The sequence below is a fragment of the Moorena sp. SIO3A2 genome, from assembly GCF_010672265.1.
GTDB lineage: Bacteria > Cyanobacteriota > Cyanobacteriia > Cyanobacteriales > Coleofasciculaceae > Moorena > Moorena producens.
The window spans coordinates 150,166-168,173 of record NZ_JAAHHC010000004.1 but is presented as its reverse complement, the minus strand read 5'-3'; the positions used below and the strand labels follow the sequence as shown (position 1 = coordinate 168,173).

The window sequence follows — 18,008 nt, the reverse complement described above, 5'->3', positions numbered from 1 at the left end:
ACCCTAAGCCTCCCGCAACACATAACCAACACCACGCACCGTCTGGATTAATCGCCTTTCACCTTCATCTTCAATCTTGATACGTAAATAGCGAATATAGACTTCAATCACATTGGACTCTCCCATAAAGTCATAACCCCAAACATTTTCCAAAATTTGTTCGCGAGTTAATACTTCTCTGGGATGGCTGATCAAATACTTGAGCAGTTCAAACTCTTTCATGGTCAAATCAATCACCCGTCCGTTGCGCATTGCTCTACGCTGGCTTAGGTCTAAGGTTAGTTCTCCAAACCTGAGCTGCTCAGAGCCTCCTGTTTTTGGCTCTAGATAAAGGCGCACCATTTTCACAAATGGCTCGCTACGATAGGGTTTCAGAAAATAATCATCAGCTCCTGCTTCTATACAAGCCACTCGATCCTCTACTCGGTCATGGGCCATCAGCATGATTACAGGTACGCGAGAGCCTTCACGTCTGAGCTGATCGCATAATCTCAGCCCTGATTCTCCTGAAAGTGCTCTATCCACAACCACCATTGCTGGCTGGAGTTCACTGGCTTGATGGCAAGCAACGGAGGCATCAAGGGCAATGACTGTATGATAACCTGCTTCTTTCAAGTCCTGACTCAGCCGTTCCGCCAATATTTGATCGTTTTCTACAACTAAGACACAGGGATTCCTTTCCAGGGTCAGATTTGGCATAGATAATGCTTGTCAGCACAAGCTGGATATAACTATGGTGAATACCAACCCTGTTTTAGCATGCTCTAATTAAATACTGCTGAGTGTTGAGTGAGTAATGGGTAATAGGTAATGGGTAATGGGTAATGGGTAATGGGTAATGGGTAATAGGTAATGGGTAAGCTATCAGCTATCAGCTATCAGCTATCAGCTTATGCGCTACGCGCACGCTACGCGAACAGCTATCAGCGGTTTGCAATTGGGTGAGGTAAAGAGTCCTGGGTTTTAGGGAACAGGGAACAGAAAACAGGCAAGAGGCAAGAGGAACCCACCCCTAACCCCTCCCAGGAGGGGAAGGCAAGAGGAAAAAAAGCCTATTTACAACTATGAGATGCACCCTCTGTTCCCCGATTCCCGATTCCCGATTCCCGATTCCCGATTCCCGATTCCCTTTTTCCATATATCTCAAAACAAAAAAAATAGCCGTAGAAATATTATCCACGGCTATTTAAATGACTTATGTCACTGAGTTCCCAAACCGAACCTGATGTGATCCTATTGCGACCAGACCGCAGCCTTGGCCAGGGGGGGGTTTCCCCCCCATAAATTTAAAGTGTTATGGCAACAGCCAATACTTCATCATGGTTGTCATCACTTCTCCAGGAGTTTCAGTAGGTTCCAAAGGGCTCCAGTCGGCAATCTCCCCATAGCCAAGGGAATAAAACCTTTGCATACTATGGATTACGGCTTGACGAGGACCTTTTAGAGTGTGCTCAACAGGTTGTTTTTTGAGATTTTGCTTGAAGTTTTTTGACATAAGTCGAAACTTGGAATCATTGTGGTTGTATATGATAATTGTAATGATTATAATTTTATTTGTCAAGGTTTTTTAAACTTTTTTTTGGGAAGTTTTAGAGAGAATAAAAAAAAGCGATCGCGTCAGCTATCAGCTATCAGCTTAAGCGCTACGCGCACGCTACGCGAACAGCTATCAGCTATCAGCTATCAGCTAATACGTCGAAGCCTGTGCCACCGATTCCCGATTCCCGATTCCCGATTCCCGATTCCCGATTCCCGATTCCCGATTCCCGATTCCCGATTCCCGATTACCTTGTTTTAAGCTGACCGCTGACTGCTTACACTTTGATTAATTTCAATTTCCTCAATCGGAGCCACAAATTCTGTGATAGTTTTGCTAAAGTTGACTTGACCAATAACTTGCCATTTTAGTTTAAGTTTAGGGGTATTATTAAGATAATCATAGCTACCTTCAAGGATAGTAATTTGGCTAATAGTGTGAGTTGTAGCTGTTTGTTGGGCTTGATAATTGTTAGCCGTTGATAAATTATAAGTTTCGATGATTTCTTTGTAGTTAGTTAAAATTACCCCTGTCGTCAGGGAAGCCAATTTTTCTAGGTTGATTAGGTCAGGGTCACAGATATCGATAAAAAACTCTTGTTTAAATTCCCTGGATGTAGTAATTATTGTGGGCTTTTGTTGCTCCGGATGTAACTTTTGTGGATGGGTTGCTCTAAATGTTGAGGCAATTTCCCATTTACCAGGATAGATGCTGATGTGTGGTAGTTTTGTTGGTGATTCGGTAATGGGTTGAGCAACAATCTCTATTTGACCTTGGGAGATGTCGTCAGTTAGTTCTTTCTGAAGCTGCTGGCTGATTTGGGATAGTAAGTTTTGAATCATTTTTTTTAGGTAATAGATTATGGGTAATAGGTAATAGGTAATAGGGAATGGGTAATAGGTAATAGGTAATGGGTAATGAGTAATGGGTAATGGGTAATAGGTAGTGGGGAATGGGTAATAGGTAATGGGTAAGTAATAGGTAATAGGTAATGGGTTATAGGTTATGGGTAATGGGTAATAGGTAGTGGGTAATAGGTAGTGGGTAATAGGTAATAGTTTTTGAGGTCTGATTCTGTCTGATTTGACTAACAACCGCCTCTAGGGTATAATAATTAACTCCATTCCAAGTATACATCCATATACGGGCGGGTTCCCTGCTTGTGTCTGGTTTAACTAAATTCCCGATTCCCGATTCCCGATTCCCGATTCCCCATTCCCCATTACCCATTACCAATTACCAATTACCGATTCCCGATTCCCTATTACCTATTACCCATTACCCATTACCCATTACCCATTCCCTATTCCCTATTCCCTATTCCCCATTACCATTACTATAGGTATAGTTAAATAATGACATTAATGTGAAAACCGACACCATATTCTATCGCCTGTTCCAATCGTTTCCCAGCATCTTCTTTGAATTAATTAACCATTCCCCTACAGAAGCACAAGCTGATCAATTCGCCTCTGTGGAAGTTAAACAACTAGCTTTTAGAATTGATGGAGTATTCCTGCCGACAACTACCACAGCCCAATCACCGATTTATTTTGTAGAAGTCCAATTTTGTGGTGATTTACCCTAGGGCGTGTTTTTCAACTCGGAGATCCCCCTAAATCCCCCTTAAAAAAGGGGGACTTTGAGTATGGCTCCCCCCTTTTTTAAGGGGGGCTGGGGGGGATCATAATCTTGTGGAAAACTTTGAAAACACGCCCGAGCCGCAATGTGGATAAAGTAGCAACTCAACAATATCTTGAATTACTCGATTCCCCAAGGGTATCTCGGATTTATCTCGATGAATTAGCCGAGACCTCTGCACCATCGGTGGGTATCGCTACAGTACAGCTAATTGTAACCGAGCAAGATTCTGCGATCTCACTTGCTCAAGACTTGATTCAACGAACCACTGAGGAAATAGACAATGAAAGACAAAAGCGAGAACTTCTACAATTAATAGAGACCATACTGGTGTATAAGTTACCTAAACTCAGTCGTAGGGAGATAGAAGCGATGTTTAGCTTAAGTGATTTACGGCAAACCAAAGTTTATCAGGAGGCTTTAGCAGAAGGCATACAAGCAGGTAGGCTTGAAGGTATACAAGCAGGGAGACTTGAAGGTATACAAGCAGGGAGACTTGAAGGTATAATTCAAGGCAAATTAGAGTCCATACCTCGGTTGTTAGCTTTGGGGTTAACCGTAGAACAAGTTGCCCAAGCTTTAGAATTAGAGGTTGAACAAGTTACAAAGGTGCTCCAGCAGTCTTCTGATAGTTGAAATAAAAACCATCCCATAGTTAGGTAATGGGAACTAGGTGGGTTTACGCGGGTGACCCATTACCCATTACCATTACTATAGCTATAGTTAAGTAATGACATAAATGTGAAAACCGATACCATCTTCTATCGCCTGTTTCAATCGTTTCCCAGCATCTTCTTTGAATTAATTAACCATTCCCCTACAGAAGCACAAGCTGATCAATTCGCCTCTGTGGAAGTTAAACAACTAGCTTTTAGAATTGATGGAGTTTTTCTGCCCACCACCACTACAGCCCAATCACCGATTTATTTTGTAGAAGTCCAATTTCAGAGGGACTATCAATTTTACTCCCGCTTCTTTAGCGAAATTTTTCTGTACTTAAACAAAAACCAAATCAGCAATGATTGGCGTGGTGTGGTGATTTACCCGAGCCGCAATGTGGATAAAGGAGCAACTCAACAATATCTTGAATTACTGGATTCTCCAAGGGTATCTCGGATTTATCTCGATGAATTAGCCGAGACCCCTGCACCATCAGTAGGTATAGCTACAGTACAGCTAATTGTCACCGAGGAAGATTCTGCGATCTCACTTGCTCAAGACTTGATTCAACGAACCACTGAGGAGATAGACAATGAAAGACAAAAGCGAGAACTTCTACAATTAATAGAGACCATACTGGTGTATAAGTTACCTAAACTCAGTCGCACGGAGATCGAAGCGATGTTTAGCTTAAGTGATTTACGGCAAACCAAAGTTTATCAGGAGGCTTTAGCAGAAGGCATACAAGCAGGTAGGCTTGAAGGTATACAAGCAGGGAGACTTGAAGGTATACAAGCAGGGAGACTTGAAGGTATAATTCAAGGCAAATTAGAGTCCATACCTCGGTTGTTAGCTTTGGGGTTAACCGTAGAACAAGTTGCCCAAGCTTTAGAATTAGAGGTTGAACAAGTTACAAAGGTGATCCAGCAGTCTTCTGATAGTTGAAATAAAAACCATCCCATAGTTAGGTAATGGGAACTAGGTGGGTTTACGCGGGTGACCCATTACCCATTACCATTACTATAGGTATAGTTAAGTAATGACCTTAATGTGAAAACCGATACCATATTCTATCGCCTGTTTCAATCGTTTCCCAGCATCTTATTTGAATTAATTAACCATTCCCCTACAGAAGCACAAGCTGATCAATTCGCCTCTGTGGAAGTTAAACAACTAGCTTTTAGAATTGATGGAGTATTCCTGCCGACAAATACCACAGCCCAATCACCGATTTATTTTGTAGAAGTCCAATTTCAGAGAGACTCTCAATTTTACTCCCGCTTCTTTAGCGAAATTTTTCTTTACTTAAACAAAAACGAAATCAGCAATGATTGGCGTGGTGTGGTGATTTACCCGAGCCGCAATGTGGATAAAGGAGCAACTCAACAATATCTTGAATTACTCGATTCTCCAAGGGTATCTCGGATTTATCTCGATGAATTAGCCGAGACCCCTGCACCATCGGTGGGTATAGCTACAGTACAGCTAATTGTAACCGAGGAAGATTCTGCCATCGCACTTGCTCAAGACTTGATTCAACGAACCACTGAGGAGATAGACAATGAAAGACAAAAGCGAGAACTTCTACAATTAATAGAGACCATACTGGTGTATAAGTTACCACTACTCAGTCGTAGGGAGATAGAAGGGATGTTTAGCTTAAGTGATTTACGGCAAACCAAAGTTTATCAGGAGGCTTTAGCCGAAGGTAGGCTTGAAGGTGAAATTCAAGGCAAATTAAAGTCTATACCTCGGTTGTTAGCTTTGGGGTTAACCGTAGAACAAGTTGCCCAAGCTTTAGAATTAGAGGTTGAACAAGTTACAAAGGTGCTCCAGCAGTCAACGGATCCCTGATACAACAAGCATCCCATAGAAAAATACCATTCCCTAGGCTAGGTGGGCAAATAATCAGAGTTTGGCAATTTCCTCAGCAATCATGTCCATTTGCCCACCCTACAAGATATCGATTCCCGATTCCCGATTCCCGATTCCCGATTCCCGATTCCCGATTCCCCATTACTTTAAGATTTTTTAAAATTGTCAGTTTTTCCTGGGCATACCGTGCTATTATTAGATTGTCGAGTAAATCATAGAGTCCTGAAATGATTCTATCTCCTAGGATAAACTTATGGTCTCTTGGCAACCGGTTTAAAATGGGAACATACCACTTGATCAGGTCGTAGGTTCTTTGGATAATTGGTAAATCACTCATTTCCATAAAAAAATCCGCCGCAGGCGGAAAAGGGTAAGATAAAATAAATAAAAGGGTAGAGGGCAAAAGGGCGAAAGGACAAAGAAGAGTCCACGCCTAGGAACAAACTACCCGGAAACCGAAGTAGTCGGACCTGAGGTCCGGCGAGGAGTCGTTGCGATTGGCACAGCGGCCGGACCTCGAAGCGTAGGACCAAGAGCCACCGCGCAGCAGCCGATTATCATTATTATTATCAGTCCAGGCACTACCGTCTATTGGGGCATCATCATAGTTGACATGCCAGGTATCTTCACACCATTCCCATACATTACCCATCATATCATACAATTTCCAGTTATTCGGGATTTTTTGTCCTACTGGATGAGTTTGGCTATCAGAATTACCAAAGTACCAAGCATACTGTCCCAGTTGTGACTCATCGTCGCCATAGTAATATCTAGTTGTCGTAGCTGCTCGACAGGCATATTCCCATTCCGCCTCACTGGGCAAACGGAATTTTCGATTTTGGAGTTGACTCTTAAATTTTACATTGAGTCGCGCACAAAATTCTCGACAATCATGCCATGATACCTGCTCAACGGGTAGTTTATTATCGCCTTCAAAGTGAGATGGCGTGGAGTTAAGGCTGGTGTCAACTTGCTGGTAACCAGCAACGTCTTGCCACTGCTGCTGAGTTACTGGAAATTTTCCCATCCAGAACGCTGGTACATTTACCTGATGCTGGGGTCCTTCGTCAACCTCCCTACCAGACTCATTGTCGGGCGAACCCATCAAGAAGCTACCTGCTGGGATGGGTAGCATTTCTAAGAGACCCCCTTCACCTAAATCAAAGATGTCTTTAATTATATGCAACTCTATTAAGGTGCTTTTGATGTAGGTGATGATGGCTTGCTCCGTGGGGACTACTACCAGGGAGGAGTCTCTAGATGGGCTGATGGTTTCACTAAATTGCACTACTTCTACCTCGTTCCCCAGTTTCAGACTCTCAGTGACTTGCAACTTTTTGGTTGTCAACGACTCTTGTAACCCTTGCACTTGGTTGTCTACATAGGTTTTCACTGCCAGTTCTGTGGGGACAGCTTGATTCGAGTTGTCTGCCAAGGTAATATCGCTGGAAAATTCATTAACCGCTTCTCCTAATTGTAGTTTCAGGTCTCCCTTCACTTCCAGTTTAGCGGTGGGAGTCTCTGTCCCAATTCCTAGGTTGCCCTTAACTTTGAGGGCTTCTTCAATGGTTAGAGGTCCGTGGAAGCTTGTTGCTTTTTGTTTTATGTCTTGAAGAGTCTTACCCAAACGGTCAATTTCATCCATGGCGGCATTCCAATCTGCCGAAAGGATTAAATCTCCAGGATTTTTGTCTTTTGGTTCAAAACCGTTGGTCATTGTTTTCTAAGTTTTATTAGAGTTATCACTAAAATAAAATTTCCCACACAAGCGTTAACTTAAAATTATTGCTCTTGGTAATTACTGGAAATATCACTCGATTATACATAATTGCGGTTTCTTTGTCTTCGCTATTAAACAAACCCGCTTCAGTTAACCCAACTTCCTGATCGCCAGGTTCCCCAAAATCTAGGTCTACAGACAACATAATTTTACACTTTTTACTTTCACCGTCCCCAGTCTCTATTAAATCTTTACCGATGTCAAAGGTTTTAAGTTCTTTCCGAAACACTTCATTTCCCAATTTGGTATCCTGAGCTGGAGCAACCGGGGTGCTGCTAGTACCTAGTGCGATGTAGCGGATCGGATCAATTTTTTGATTAGTAAATAACTTAGCCACTAATTCCCGCCCTGTATAAACAATCGAGTTATCAGCTTTAACTTCATCCACCAGCTGAGCTTGAGAATTATACTTTTGGATAGTTAACCTACCTTTCATGTCGAGGCTTTCGGCAATTTTCATATTAAGAATTTAGAATTTAGAATTTAGAATTTAGAATTTAGAATTTAGAAGGAAGAATGGGGAATGGGGAATGGGGAATGGGGAATGGGGAATGGGGAATGGGGAATGGGGAATGGGGAATTTAGAAGGAAGAATGAAGAATGGGGAATGGGGAATTGGGAATGGGGAATTGGGAATGGGTGCATCTCATATTTGTAAAAAAGTTGCTAGTGGTGCTTCAGGGGGGGCCTCATTTTCCGCCTCGTAGCCAGGCTTTGGATAGCCCGCCCCGTAACGCACCACCGTGTCAAACAGCTTTTAGGAGATGCACCCTTGGGAATTGGGAATCGGAACCCACCCCTAACCCCTCCCAGGAGGGGAACGGGAATCGGGAATCGGGAATCGGGAATCGGGAATCGGGAAGTTAGTGCGTAGGGTGTGTTAGGGGCGGGCTTGCCCTCATCTTCAACACCGAGAGCCAGTTTTGTTACAGCCCGCACCGTAACGCACCACCAATGTCGAATCGGGAATTTAGGATTTAGAATTGGGAATCGGGAAGTTAGAAGTTAGAAGTTAGAAGTTAGAAGTTAGAAGTTAGATTAACCATTCTTAATTCTACATTCTTAATTCTTAATTCTACATTCTTAATTCTACATTCTACATTCTACATTCTACATTCTTAATTCTTAATTCTTAATTCTACATTCCCTACTCCCTACTCCCTACTCCCTCTCAAGCAAAACGATTCCCGCTATCAAAGCCAGTATAGTCAAATACTCCACAAGTAAGCAGATTATCCGACATTTCGTGGACTACTCCCTCTGGATAGGGAACCTGAACGCTACTAATAGTCAAGGTATCTTCGGCAAGATGTTCTTCCCTAAACGGAGAACGTTCAACAGTTAACTCTGCTACTATCTCGTGAGTTTCCTGAAAGCGCTTCTGATAGGTAATCATCCCGAGAACACCAGCAGCTTTAACGTTGTCAATAATTCCAGCAATTTGATGGCGAGGATGATCCCCTGCTTCGTGAAACTTATCAGTAAAGCCGGGAATATCCCAAGGGATTTTTACCTCAAACACCCCTGGGGTGAGTTTGTAGAATCTCATTTCCAGAGAGGCGACGGGTTGACTGAAGCCAAAGGTGGCTTGATCAAAGCGCTGTTGGTCAAATTGTGCCAGGGGATACCCCTCAGCTAACTCTGCTTCCAGCCGCCAGCGAGAGGTGTCGGTTGGTAGTAGGGGCGTTCCTTCTGTTGCATAAGGTTTACCGTTAACGTCAACGGTATTCTCTCGAAAGGACAATACATCGGATGCCCTCGCTTCTCCTTGGTAAGTAACCGATTCTTCAGTATCGCAGTTAACAATTCGCAAATTGTATAATACCACAGGCAGACTTGGCTGAACTGCCAGGAAAATTTCGATTTCCTCTGGCTGCGGGTTGGGGTTATAGACCTCAAATTCTTCCCGAAGTGTCAGCAAGTAGCGATGTTCTGGCTGATTAGGAGGATGTAACTGAGTCAGCCGAGGCATGAACTCTTGAATTTGAATGGTTTTCTTGGCGGCTTGAGCGGCGGGAGAATCTTCTAAAATTCCCAAGTTGGCAGCAACCAAATCAATAATCCCTGGCTTGGTAGCAGCTCCTTGACGGAGGATGTGAATCAAGCCTTTTAGTCGCTCTCGGTAAGGAGCATAACTCTTGGCAATCTCATTGGGATAGGCTGCTTCTAGCAATTGCCGATTTTGGATAATCAGATCAGTTCCTGCCGGAAGGGTTTGGGATTGGGGTTGATCAGGGTGTTGGTAAGTTTTTTGGTAGAGTAAGGGGTCTTGTAGAGAGTGATTCAAGCCCTTTATTAACCCCTGCTCTACCTCCGCCAGAGTGGGAATATGGCTAGGGCTGATATAGTCTGGATAGGCGGCTTCTAACAACAAGCGATTGAGACGTTGTCGGTCTTCCCCGATGGGCTGTTGTGCCAGCAATTGCTGAGCGGCTTTGCTAAGAGTCAGGGTTTGGAAGTATGGCTTATTTTTCCGGTAGAGGGAGGGATTAACCAGCTGTTGGTTGAGTGTTTGCACCAGTCCCTGCTGTAGGGGTTCAGGCAGCGGGGGGAAACCGTCATAGTGATTGAGCAGTTCCAGAGTTTCTGGGGGCAAGTGAATTTTGAGATAATGACTGAGTTGATCGGTAGCAACGGTAGCAACCAACAGCTGAATGGCTAGACCGGGCAGATCCCTGAAAGACTCTAGGTTAAATTGAGCCTGGGCAACCTGATAGCGCTCCAGAAGGCTCTTGGTATCGTGATCAAGTTGCGATCGCAAATACTGAGACAGTTCATCCCTGCCTTGATCAAGTTTCTTGGCCAAGTTACTGACATTTTTAATACTCCCTGGACTAAACTGGTGACTTACCTGTACCAGTTGAGAGGTGCCTCCTAACGCTTCTAGGTAGAGAGCAAAAAGTTGATCTAAATCTCCCTTTTGGGCAGCAATAAAGCCTTGAGACCCTTTATTGTCAGCGGTATCCACATGATGGGAACGCATCACAGCGAGCAAGTCGGTTTCCCCTTGCTCCAGCAAAAAGCCAAAGACATCAATAAATTGGTAGAGCAAACTCTCAACATTGGCTCCGTCATAGAAATGAGGAAACCGACTGGTGATGCTGGTGGTTTTGCCGCGTTTTTCCATTACCTATTACCTATTACGCTACTCAAAGTCCCCCTTGCTAAGGGGGATTTAGGGGGATCCCCACCTCATGGGATAGAAAATTGCTACATTACTTATCTTCAATCACAATTGACAAACTAGACGACTCTTGTAACTGAATCTCAGCCCGTTCTACAATCGCAATCGGAATATTGTCGTGATAGGAGCTACCCTTAGCTGTGAGTTCTAGCTGATCAATCCTGTAGTTAGAATCTCGGAGAAAGCTCCGGAGTGCTTCCATTAACTTCTCCTGAATAGCTTCTGAAACTTGGCCATTGCTGATGAAACTCTGAAGGGTTTCCTGGTCAAAATTGCCTGCCTTAGTCCTGATCTGTAGCAGCAAGAGAGTTTGCAATTGGTCATAATCCAGATTTTCTCCCACTGCTAGTTTGGGTAACTGCTGCAACAGAGAGGGAGTCAAAATACTCCGAACTGCTGCTTCCATAACGCTCTTAAGTTGTGCTGGGTCAACAGTTTCGGGAACTGCAACCGCCGGAGTTAGCCTTAAATTCAAAGTAGCGATCGCAACATCAACAACCTGGATATCACTATCAATGACAAACTGACTATCTAACTGAGTTTTTTCAAATTTTTTGACCTGAATTTGGGACTTATCTGGGTCAATTCTATCCTCATTATCTTCACCATTCAGAAACCGAAAATCCTCCAGTTTCCAATTAATATCTAGCACTGATTCTACGGTTTTTGCTTGCTTAACCAGCTGCTCAAGTTGAATATTTTCTTCTGGTTGGAGTTGCTCAAGATAAGCACTAACCTGCTCCCGAACCTGTTGGTAAATTTGCTGCTTCTCTTGTTGGGTAACTGTAACCGGTAAAATCAGCTTCAAGGCTCCGGTAATGGTGAGTAATCTCTCATAGAGAAATACCGAACTGAGCTGAGCCTGCTCCACAAACGTGACATTAACGGTTTCGCCATCAAAGGGAATCCCTGGTTGCCAGAAGGAGGGAATTAACTTGATTGCTTCGATGGTGGTGATTGTTTCAATTCTTGCCTTAATCTCACTCCTAACCACTGCCTGGGATGGTTTGAAGTCAGCAAAATAGTGTTGTAGGGCTTGTTCAATTGCCTGTTGTTTGGAATCATCTAGTGCTTTAGCCTTAATTTGTAAGGCTACAGGAAGGGGTTTGATTTCTGAGGCAACGCGAACCGAGTGGGGGGTGAACTTTTCTAATATATCCACCTCTAGCCGTTTCACTGGCGTTTCGGAGGATTGATAGTGCTGGCGAGCCAGTTCAATGCCTTTTGAATTACGGATACTGGTGGTGAGGGTAAAATCAACTAAATCATTGACACCGTTGCAGCCTAGTATCTTACTCGTGAGTTGAGAGATGAGCAAGGGTTGACCCATTTTCTGGTCTTTGAGATGGGAGATAATTGTCTGCTGCACCTTTTCTTCCAACTGTAGCCGTTCCTCTGGAGACAGTTTCAGTCCCGGTTGGAGTTCAATTTGGAATACCCCATCAACGTTCACTGCTGTCGCCGCTTTAAGTAATGGGTAGATTCCCGCTGCCTTAACTCGGTCAATTTCTTGTTTGAGCTGACTAACTTTCTCAAGATCTCTAAAATCAATGCCATCAACAAATATTTCAATGATTCCAAAGTCTTGCCGTGCAATAGCCTGCTCATTGCTAACCGTAAGAGTTACGCTATCAACCTCTAAATCTTGCCAAGTTGCACTAGCCTGAGCTTCCCCAGCTGCTCCAGAAATCCCAGCCTCTACCTCTACTTCCACCTCTTGATTTTCACCTGCTGAGAGGATTACCTCTTGAGTGGTGTGATAGTCTTTAGTTTGTGTGCCTAAGATTTCGAGTTTTATCGTTGTCCCTTTGGGAACCTTAAGGTCTTCACTAAGGGAGCCACTCTTAGTAACCTTAACCTTGCCCTTAGCAACGTGGAAGTTTTCTCTAACTTGCACTTCCCGCACCCCAGGTAAACTCAACAGAGCATTCCGGATGGACGTAGTATTACCACCACTGGTCGCCAGCAGGGTTTGCTTGGCTCTTTGGCGCAGTTGTTCGTCACTCTCCTGTAGTTTACCGGTAAATCGGAGGGTTTCTTGATTATTAACTGACTTGACACCTACTACCGGCTGAGGCATCACCACAATAGTTTCAGCTTCAGTTTCCTCTGTTTTACCCCGTCGTAGAGCCTGGACTCTCACCTGGGCAGTGGTTTGGTCTTTGGAAATCTTGCCTTCTTCAATGGTTTCGTAGGCTTTTTTGGGAGACTCCTGGGTATCTTCCGTGGTAACTAGTGTACCTTTGGGAATAAAAATATCTTCATCAATGCCGATATCTCGCGTAAAGGTAACTTTTCCGGTAGCATAATCCGGTTCTCCCCGCTTAATGCCTAAAATAGCAACTACTTTGTCAAGGTCAATGCCTTCGGCAGTATCCACAAAGCCAGACAGATATACCCGTTGCATCTGCTCGTAGAGGAGGGCGAGTTCCCAAGCAAAGGACTCGTATAGAGTGCGCACCACACTGCCTTCTTGAAAATCCGTTAGGGTGTCAGGAGTGCGACTCTGCATGGCCTCGAACAGTTGAGCAAAGCCTTTTTTCTCAAAAACCATCTCATTAAGCTCCAGCTAGTGAAGTTAAATTTTGCGTGTAATTTCTAGCTAATGAACTCATTACCCATTACCCATCACCCATTATTACCCATTACCCATTACCCATTACCCATCACCCATTACCCATTACCCATTACCCATTACCTATTACCTATTACCTATTACCTATTACCTATTACCTATTACCCATTACCCATTACCTATTACCCATTACCTATTACCTATTACCTATTACCTATTACCCATTACCCTCCAGGTAGGGAAAAGCTCAGGGTCAAGGGTGTTTCCTGGCCTACAGCTTTAAGGACTACAGTTGCTACGAGTGTATAACGTTGCTGACGAGAGGGAGGCTCAAAATCTATGGCCTTGATTTCTTCTATCCGAGGTTCTTGAGCTAGACACTCACGGATATACAAATTAGCAAGGGAGCGAAGACGATTATTATTTTGTTGACCCACTAACAGGTGGAGCCGTGACCCATAATTAGGATGTCCCAAAGCGGCAAGCTCCCCTTTACGGGTGTAAAGGCGATTGAGAATTGCCTGAGCCAAATTATCTAAACCTGTCGCTGTTGCCAAGTCACGATTGACACTTTTAAGGTCTACTAATTGTCGCTCAGAAATAAATTGTCCAGTGTGGCGGCGAGTGAATAATAAATCTTTTTCCATTAGGTGATGGGGAATGGGGAATGGGGAATCGGGAATCGGGAATCGGGAATGGGGAATGGGGAATGGGGAATGGGTAATGGGTGATGGGTAATAGGTGATAGGTAATGGGTAATGGGTAATGGGTAATGGGTAATGGGTAATAGGTAATAGGTAATAGGTAATAGGTAATGGCTGATGGCTGATCGCTGATGGCTGATCGCTGATGGCTGATCGCTGATGGCTGATCGCTGATGGCTGATCGCTGATCGCTGATGGCTGATGGCTGATCGCTGATCGCTGATCGCTGATCGCTGATCGCTGATGGCTGATGGCTGATGGGGAATTTTGCGATCGCACTAAACTGATTTGAAAAACAAGCTTGTAGCTTGTAGGGTGGGCAAAAACATTTTGGTTCACATGAGTCTTCTAGATAAGATAACTTTGCCCACCCTACTTTAATTGGTATTTTTTTAACTGCATTCCAAGTCTACATCCATGTAGGGGCATTGCTGAGGGGCGGAATGAATATGAGTGGGGTGGGCATCCTGCCTGCCGGGAATTGAAACGGGCAAGATGCCCATTCCACCAAGATGCCCATTCCACCAAGATGCCCATTCCACCAAGATGCCCATTCCACCAAGATGCCCATTCCACCAAGATGCCCATTCCACCAAGATGCCCATTCCACCATTTAAGTTTGCACTATCAGGTAACGGTCTGTGTCTTCTCAGCTTAATCAAACCAATTTTAGGAACTTGAACAAACAACCATTTTCCGTTAACAGTACAGAACTTTAACCAAGAATTATCAGCATTTGGAAAGTTTAACGTCCGATATCTGGCAACATTCTTAAATCGAGGCTTGCCACTGCGTTTACCATTTTTGTCCCCTGCTATAAACCTGTTAAAAGCGTTTTTTACTCTTGTACAGACATCTTGCAAAACAGTTGAATACACCTCAGTAAAGTCTATCAACTCTCCAGACCATCCAATCTTAACCAAGTCTTTCTTGATAACTGGAAGTTGCTTTTTCTGGCTGTAGAAATTGGGCTGATCTTTAAGCTCCGGAAGGTAAAAGATTAATGGACAGGCATTGACCGGACATCTATTTTTATCCCACCAATCAAAACGCTCACCCAACATCCGGTTATACCAATATCGACCAACAACTCGCAGCCACTCGTTCAGTGTGAGTGTTTGTTGAGTCTCTGGATATAGTCGATATTGATACGTGTATTTCATTGGTGTTAACTTTTAAGCTACACTGATTATAGTAGACAACAGCAGGATTTTTATGAATAATGACTTTTTATCTAAGGGTCGGTCTGTCTGTGACCTTAAAGCTCATCTCGTCAAGACGACCAAGTATCGTCGCCAAGTCTTTACTGGTGAGATGATTAGCCGTTTACATGAAATTTTTGAAAACTTACTTGAACAACAAGAATGATCGCTTGTTAGCCTTGATGGGGAAAAAGACCATGTTCACCTGCTGTTCCAGTATCACCCTGACATTCACCTGAGTAAACTGGTTAACTCATTGAAGAGTGTCTCAAGCCGAAAAATAAGAGTAGAATTTAGTGAACAACTAGCCAGAATCTACTACAAAAAACCTGCACAAGTGGAATAGTTCTTACTTTATTGCTAGTTGTGGTGGCGTTACTATTTCTACTCTTAAAAAGTACATTGAAAACCAAGACACTCCTGAGATGAGCAACAAAGACCCTGCACAAAATTCATCCCGGAGATGAAACCTTAGAATAGTGGAGCCTTACTACAAAAAGATTTAACCCTTAACTCACAGACTGCCAACTATAAAGGCTCCACTATTCTTGCGGTAACTTCTGACCACGCTCACGCTACGCTTTGAGACGTGGGATGAATTTTGTCAGAAGCTAAAAAAGGAGCTTGATGAGCAACGCCTACACTAACAATAGCAACTCTCAACTGCAACATATCTTAACATAAACCTATTGTTTTTTACATTTATATACGAAAAATTCATACATCAATTAGGATGAAGGATTTAGTCAATATTGCTTGAACCCCTTGAAAAATATAGGATTGATTCGTTTTATTCCTGAATTTTGTTTTTTTGTTCAATAAGAAAAAATATGAGAAAATTAACAAAGTGTTCAGGTAGATAGAAAAAATCCGCTCATCCTAGACCTGGCTAGTCGTGGGATCAGCGGGTCATTTTATTCAAGTAGATTAAAAATTTCCGCTCATCCTAGACCTGGCTAGTCGTGGGATGAGCGGTTCATTGTCAGATAAGTGTTAAATAACTAGTAAGTACACAAGTACAACAATTACACACAACTGTGAATGCCGATAGAGGGAAGAGTTGCCAAAATGAACTCACCCCCCACCAAGAATAGCATTACACAGTAGCATTACATAGTAGCATTACACAGTCATGATGTCTTTTTCTTTAGCCGCGAACACTTCATCAACTTTTTTTGTGTATTTATTCGTCAACTTCTGAATCTCGTCCTGCAAATCCCGTGACTCATCCTCAGAGATTTCCTTATTTTTGTCCTGTTTTCGGACAGAGTCAACGGCATCACGACGGATATTGCGAATCGAGACTCGACCTTCCTCCGCAAACTTACTTGCCATTTTGACAAATTCTTTACGGCGCTCACTAGTGAGTGGAGGAATATTTAACCGCACAACTTCACCATTGTTGTTTGGAGGCAAATCCAGATCCGAAAGAGTAATTGCTTTCTCGATCTGGCTCAGCATACTTTTGTCGTAAGGTTGGATGGTGATTGTACTAGCGTCTGGCGTGTTGATATTAGCCAAAGATTTCAGGGGGGTTGGGGTACCATAGTACTCAACCATCACCCGATCCAATAGACTAGTACTGGCACGACCAGTCCTAATGGTATTGAACGCTCGTTGAGTTGCCTCAACAGCTTTCTGCATACTGGTTTCGACATCAGCTAATTTCACAGGAACCTCCCACAATTGTTCCAACAGTTTCTCCCATAACAGCGCGGTGAATATTACCCCGCACCCTTAGATCAAATACCATAATTGGGAGGTCATTCTCTTTACATAATGCGATCGCAGTACTATCCATCACCCGCAAATCCTGACTTAGGACATGGCTGTAGGTCAGGCTCTGATACCGTCGGGCCTTAGGATTCAGCTTAGGATCACAATCATAAATACCATCGACTTTAGTTGCCTTAAATATTACCTCAGCATCGATTTCTGCCGCTCGTAAAGCAGCGGTGGTGTCAGTGGTAAAAAAGGGATTACCACTACCTGCACCAAAAATAACCACTCGTCCCTTTTCCAGGTGGCGAATGGCACGACGCCTGATATACGGTTCTGCCACTTCCTGCATTTCGATTGCAGTTTGCACCCGTGTCGGGATATCGTTTCGTTCTAGAGCATCTTGCAAAGTCAAGGCATTCATCACTGTGGCAATCATACCGATATAGTCAGCAGTTGCCCGATCCATCCCCCCTGCTGCAGCTTTAAGTCCGCGAAAGATATTGCCACCACCAACAACGATTGCCATTTGAACACCTTCATTCAAAACGGCAGCGACTTCAGCTGCGATTTCCTGAACCACTTCCGGTGAGATGCCGTAGCCCAAATTGCCCATCAAGGCTTCACCGCTCAATTTTAGTAAAACCCTTCGGTATTTTATCCCCATGCCACGACTCTTTGTTATGAAATTGTTATCCACATCAAGATAACAGTCAAATTTGCCATTCGTCATGGGTCATAGCTGATCGCTGATCGCTGATCGCTGATTTTTAATCCCAGCTTAAGGATTATTAGAGGTCTAACCGCTGGAAACCCCGTCTCTTTAAAGCGGGTATCAAAGTGAACAGCGCGCTTTTAGCCGTGAAAAGATTTCCTAGAAGATTCCGGAATCATCGTCAAAACCAATGTATAATAAATTATAGAGTACAGGCGGCAAAACCGTTGGCTCAACCGGGGTAGAGACCCGCAATTGATTGACCATAAAGTAGTAATGCTCGGAGGGTAGGGAATCTCCTCCTTAAAAACCCAATCATCAATTAACAGTTGGTGTGTGAACCCAGAAAAATCACTATGCACGAGAAAACGGTACGGTGGGGTTAGAAGTTACCGTAATCAGAGGGTCGCCTT

The 18,008-nt window shown here is 43.6% G+C and carries 18 protein-coding genes and 3 pseudogenes; 8 read left to right on the top strand and 13 right to left on the bottom strand.

Going from position 1 to position 18,008, the window contains the following annotated elements; genetic code table 11:
* Positions 1-3: 3 nt before the first annotated feature.
* Positions 4-699, bottom strand: coding sequence for a response regulator transcription factor NblR (gene nblR, locus F6K64_RS06015; RefSeq protein ID WP_083305212.1), 696 nt, complete (start codon positions 697-699; stop codon positions 4-6).
* 365 nt (positions 700-1,064) lie between these two features.
* On the opposite strand from nblR, the gene F6K64_RS06010 reads away from it, so the two are divergent.
* Complete coding sequence (locus F6K64_RS06010; protein WP_287263212.1) at positions 1,065-1,190, top strand: hypothetical protein; 126 nt, start codon at positions 1,065-1,067, stop codon at positions 1,188-1,190.
* A gap of 104 nt (positions 1,191-1,294) precedes the next feature.
* Here F6K64_RS06010 and F6K64_RS06005 read toward each other — a convergent pair whose 3' ends face one another.
* On the bottom strand, positions 1,295-1,495 hold the full coding sequence (locus tag F6K64_RS06005; RefSeq protein ID WP_071104640.1) for a hypothetical protein: 201 nt from the start codon (positions 1,493-1,495) through the stop codon (positions 1,295-1,297).
* A gap of 84 nt (positions 1,496-1,579) precedes the next feature.
* Here F6K64_RS06005 and F6K64_RS06000 point away from each other — a divergent pair, with 84 nt between their 5' ends.
* The gene (locus tag F6K64_RS06000) at positions 1,580-1,798 is read left to right on the top strand and encodes a hypothetical protein (protein WP_287265085.1); all 219 of its coding nucleotides are present in this window, start codon (positions 1,580-1,582) and stop codon (positions 1,796-1,798) included.
* Here the strand turns inward: F6K64_RS06000 and F6K64_RS05995 are convergent.
* Complete coding sequence (locus F6K64_RS05995; protein ID WP_287265083.1) at positions 1,795-2,631, bottom strand: hypothetical protein; 837 nt, start codon at positions 2,629-2,631, stop codon at positions 1,795-1,797. The genes F6K64_RS06000 and F6K64_RS05995 overlap by 4 nt on opposite strands.
* Positions 2,632-2,699: 68 nt before the next feature.
* Here F6K64_RS05995 and F6K64_RS05990 point away from each other — a divergent pair, with 68 nt between their 5' ends.
* The 4 genes and pseudogenes from F6K64_RS05990 (at position 2,700) to F6K64_RS05970 (ending at position 5,692) form a co-directional block, all read left to right on the top strand.
* The gene (locus tag F6K64_RS05990; protein WP_287265081.1) at positions 2,700-2,879 is read left to right on the top strand and encodes a hypothetical protein; all 180 of its coding nucleotides are present in this window, start codon (positions 2,700-2,702) and stop codon (positions 2,877-2,879) included.
* A 24-nt stretch (positions 2,880-2,903) separates the two neighbouring features.
* Positions 2,904-3,814, top strand: a pseudogene (locus F6K64_RS38745) (Rpn family recombination-promoting nuclease/putative transposase).
* A gap of 105 nt (positions 3,815-3,919) precedes the next feature.
* The gene (locus tag F6K64_RS05975) at positions 3,920-4,783 is read left to right on the top strand and encodes an Rpn family recombination-promoting nuclease/putative transposase (RefSeq protein WP_287265079.1); all 864 of its coding nucleotides are present in this window, start codon (positions 3,920-3,922) and stop codon (positions 4,781-4,783) included.
* A gap of 105 nt (positions 4,784-4,888) precedes the next feature.
* Positions 4,889-5,692: an Rpn family recombination-promoting nuclease/putative transposase gene (locus F6K64_RS05970; protein WP_287265078.1), complete on the top strand. Its 804-nt coding sequence runs from the start codon at positions 4,889-4,891 to the stop codon at positions 5,690-5,692.
* A gap of 73 nt (positions 5,693-5,765) precedes the next feature.
* Here F6K64_RS05970 and F6K64_RS38740 read toward each other — a convergent pair whose 3' ends face one another.
* The 3 genes from F6K64_RS38740 to F6K64_RS05960 form a co-directional block, all read right to left on the bottom strand.
* Positions 5,766-6,050, bottom strand: coding sequence for a hypothetical protein (locus F6K64_RS38740; RefSeq protein WP_502708030.1), 285 nt, complete (start codon positions 6,048-6,050; stop codon positions 5,766-5,768).
* A gap of 96 nt (positions 6,051-6,146) precedes the next feature.
* On the bottom strand, positions 6,147-7,433 hold the full coding sequence (locus tag F6K64_RS05965; protein ID WP_287265077.1) for a formylglycine-generating enzyme family protein: 1,287 nt from the start codon (positions 7,431-7,433) through the stop codon (positions 6,147-6,149).
* Between the two features lie 28 nt (positions 7,434-7,461).
* On the bottom strand, positions 7,462-7,956 hold the full coding sequence (locus tag F6K64_RS05960) for a hypothetical protein (protein ID WP_287265075.1): 495 nt from the start codon (positions 7,954-7,956) through the stop codon (positions 7,462-7,464).
* A gap of 63 nt (positions 7,957-8,019) precedes the next feature.
* Here F6K64_RS05960 and F6K64_RS05955 point away from each other — a divergent pair, with 63 nt between their 5' ends.
* On the top strand, positions 8,020-8,154 hold the full coding sequence (locus F6K64_RS05955; protein WP_287265073.1) for a hypothetical protein: 135 nt from the start codon (positions 8,020-8,022) through the stop codon (positions 8,152-8,154).
* Between the two features lie 8 nt (positions 8,155-8,162).
* Here F6K64_RS05955 and F6K64_RS05950 read toward each other — a convergent pair whose 3' ends face one another.
* From F6K64_RS05950 to F6K64_RS05930, 5 genes and pseudogenes are all read right to left on the bottom strand, one after another.
* Positions 8,163-8,435: a hypothetical protein gene (locus F6K64_RS05950; protein WP_131827461.1), complete on the bottom strand. Its 273-nt coding sequence runs from the start codon at positions 8,433-8,435 to the stop codon at positions 8,163-8,165.
* A gap of 232 nt (positions 8,436-8,667) precedes the next feature.
* On the bottom strand, positions 8,668-10,623 hold the full coding sequence (locus F6K64_RS05945) for a hypothetical protein (protein WP_287265072.1): 1,956 nt from the start codon (positions 10,621-10,623) through the stop codon (positions 8,668-8,670).
* 88 nt (positions 10,624-10,711) lie between these two features.
* The gene (locus F6K64_RS05940; RefSeq protein ID WP_287265071.1) at positions 10,712-13,234 is read right to left on the bottom strand and encodes a baseplate J/gp47 family protein; all 2,523 of its coding nucleotides are present in this window, start codon (positions 13,232-13,234) and stop codon (positions 10,712-10,714) included.
* Between the two features lie 245 nt (positions 13,235-13,479).
* The gene (locus F6K64_RS05935; RefSeq protein ID WP_287265069.1) at positions 13,480-14,298 is read right to left on the bottom strand and encodes a GPW/gp25 family protein; all 819 of its coding nucleotides are present in this window, start codon (positions 14,296-14,298) and stop codon (positions 13,480-13,482) included.
* Positions 14,299-14,573: 275 nt separating this feature from the next.
* Positions 14,574-15,122, bottom strand: a pseudogene (locus tag F6K64_RS05930) (RNA-guided endonuclease InsQ/TnpB family protein); the annotation flags it as partial.
* A 52-nt stretch (positions 15,123-15,174) separates the two neighbouring features.
* On the opposite strand from F6K64_RS05930, the pseudogene tnpA reads away from it, so the two are divergent.
* A pseudogene (tnpA, locus tag F6K64_RS05925) lies at positions 15,175-15,628 on the top strand (IS200/IS605 family transposase).
* A gap of 655 nt (positions 15,629-16,283) precedes the next feature.
* Here tnpA and frr read toward each other — a convergent pair.
* Both frr and pyrH read right to left on the bottom strand, forming a co-directional pair.
* The gene (gene frr, locus F6K64_RS05920; protein ID WP_008178977.1) at positions 16,284-16,832 is read right to left on the bottom strand and encodes a ribosome recycling factor; all 549 of its coding nucleotides are present in this window, start codon (positions 16,830-16,832) and stop codon (positions 16,284-16,286) included.
* Complete coding sequence (gene pyrH, locus F6K64_RS05915; protein ID WP_044492210.1) at positions 16,819-17,547, bottom strand: UMP kinase; 729 nt, start codon at positions 17,545-17,547, stop codon at positions 16,819-16,821. The genes frr and pyrH overlap by 14 nt, the downstream gene beginning before the upstream one ends.
* Between the last annotated feature and the right edge of the window lie 461 nt (positions 17,548-18,008).

Excerpts from the sequence above, each read along its gene's own strand:
- nblR (WP_083305212.1), bottom strand. The coding sequence starts at position 699 with ATGCCAAATCTGACCCTGGAAAGGAATCCCTGTGTCTTAGTTGTAGAA.
- F6K64_RS06010 (WP_287263212.1), top strand. The coding sequence starts at position 1,065 with ATGAGATGCACCCTCTGTTCCCCGATTCCCGATTCCCGATTCCCGATT.
- F6K64_RS06005 (WP_071104640.1), bottom strand. The coding sequence starts at position 1,495 with ATGTCAAAAAACTTCAAGCAAAATCTCAAAAAACAACCTGTTGAGCAC.
- F6K64_RS38740 (WP_502708030.1), bottom strand. The coding sequence starts at position 6,050 with ATGAGTGATTTACCAATTATCCAAAGAACCTACGACCTGATCAAGTGG.
- F6K64_RS05965 (WP_287265077.1), bottom strand. The coding sequence starts at position 7,433 with ATGACCAACGGTTTTGAACCAAAAGACAAAAATCCTGGAGATTTAATC.
- F6K64_RS05960 (WP_287265075.1), bottom strand. The coding sequence starts at position 7,956 with ATGAAAATTGCCGAAAGCCTCGACATGAAAGGTAGGTTAACTATCCAA.
- F6K64_RS05955 (WP_287265073.1), top strand. The coding sequence starts at position 8,020 with ATGGGGAATGGGGAATGGGGAATGGGGAATGGGGAATGGGGAATGGGG.
- F6K64_RS05945 (WP_287265072.1), bottom strand. The coding sequence starts at position 10,623 with ATGGAAAAACGCGGCAAAACCACCAGCATCACCAGTCGGTTTCCTCAT.
- F6K64_RS05940 (WP_287265071.1), bottom strand. The coding sequence starts at position 13,234 with ATGGTTTTTGAGAAAAAAGGCTTTGCTCAACTGTTCGAGGCCATGCAG.
- pyrH (WP_044492210.1), bottom strand. The coding sequence starts at position 17,547 with ATGGGGATAAAATACCGAAGGGTTTTACTAAAATTGAGCGGTGAAGCC.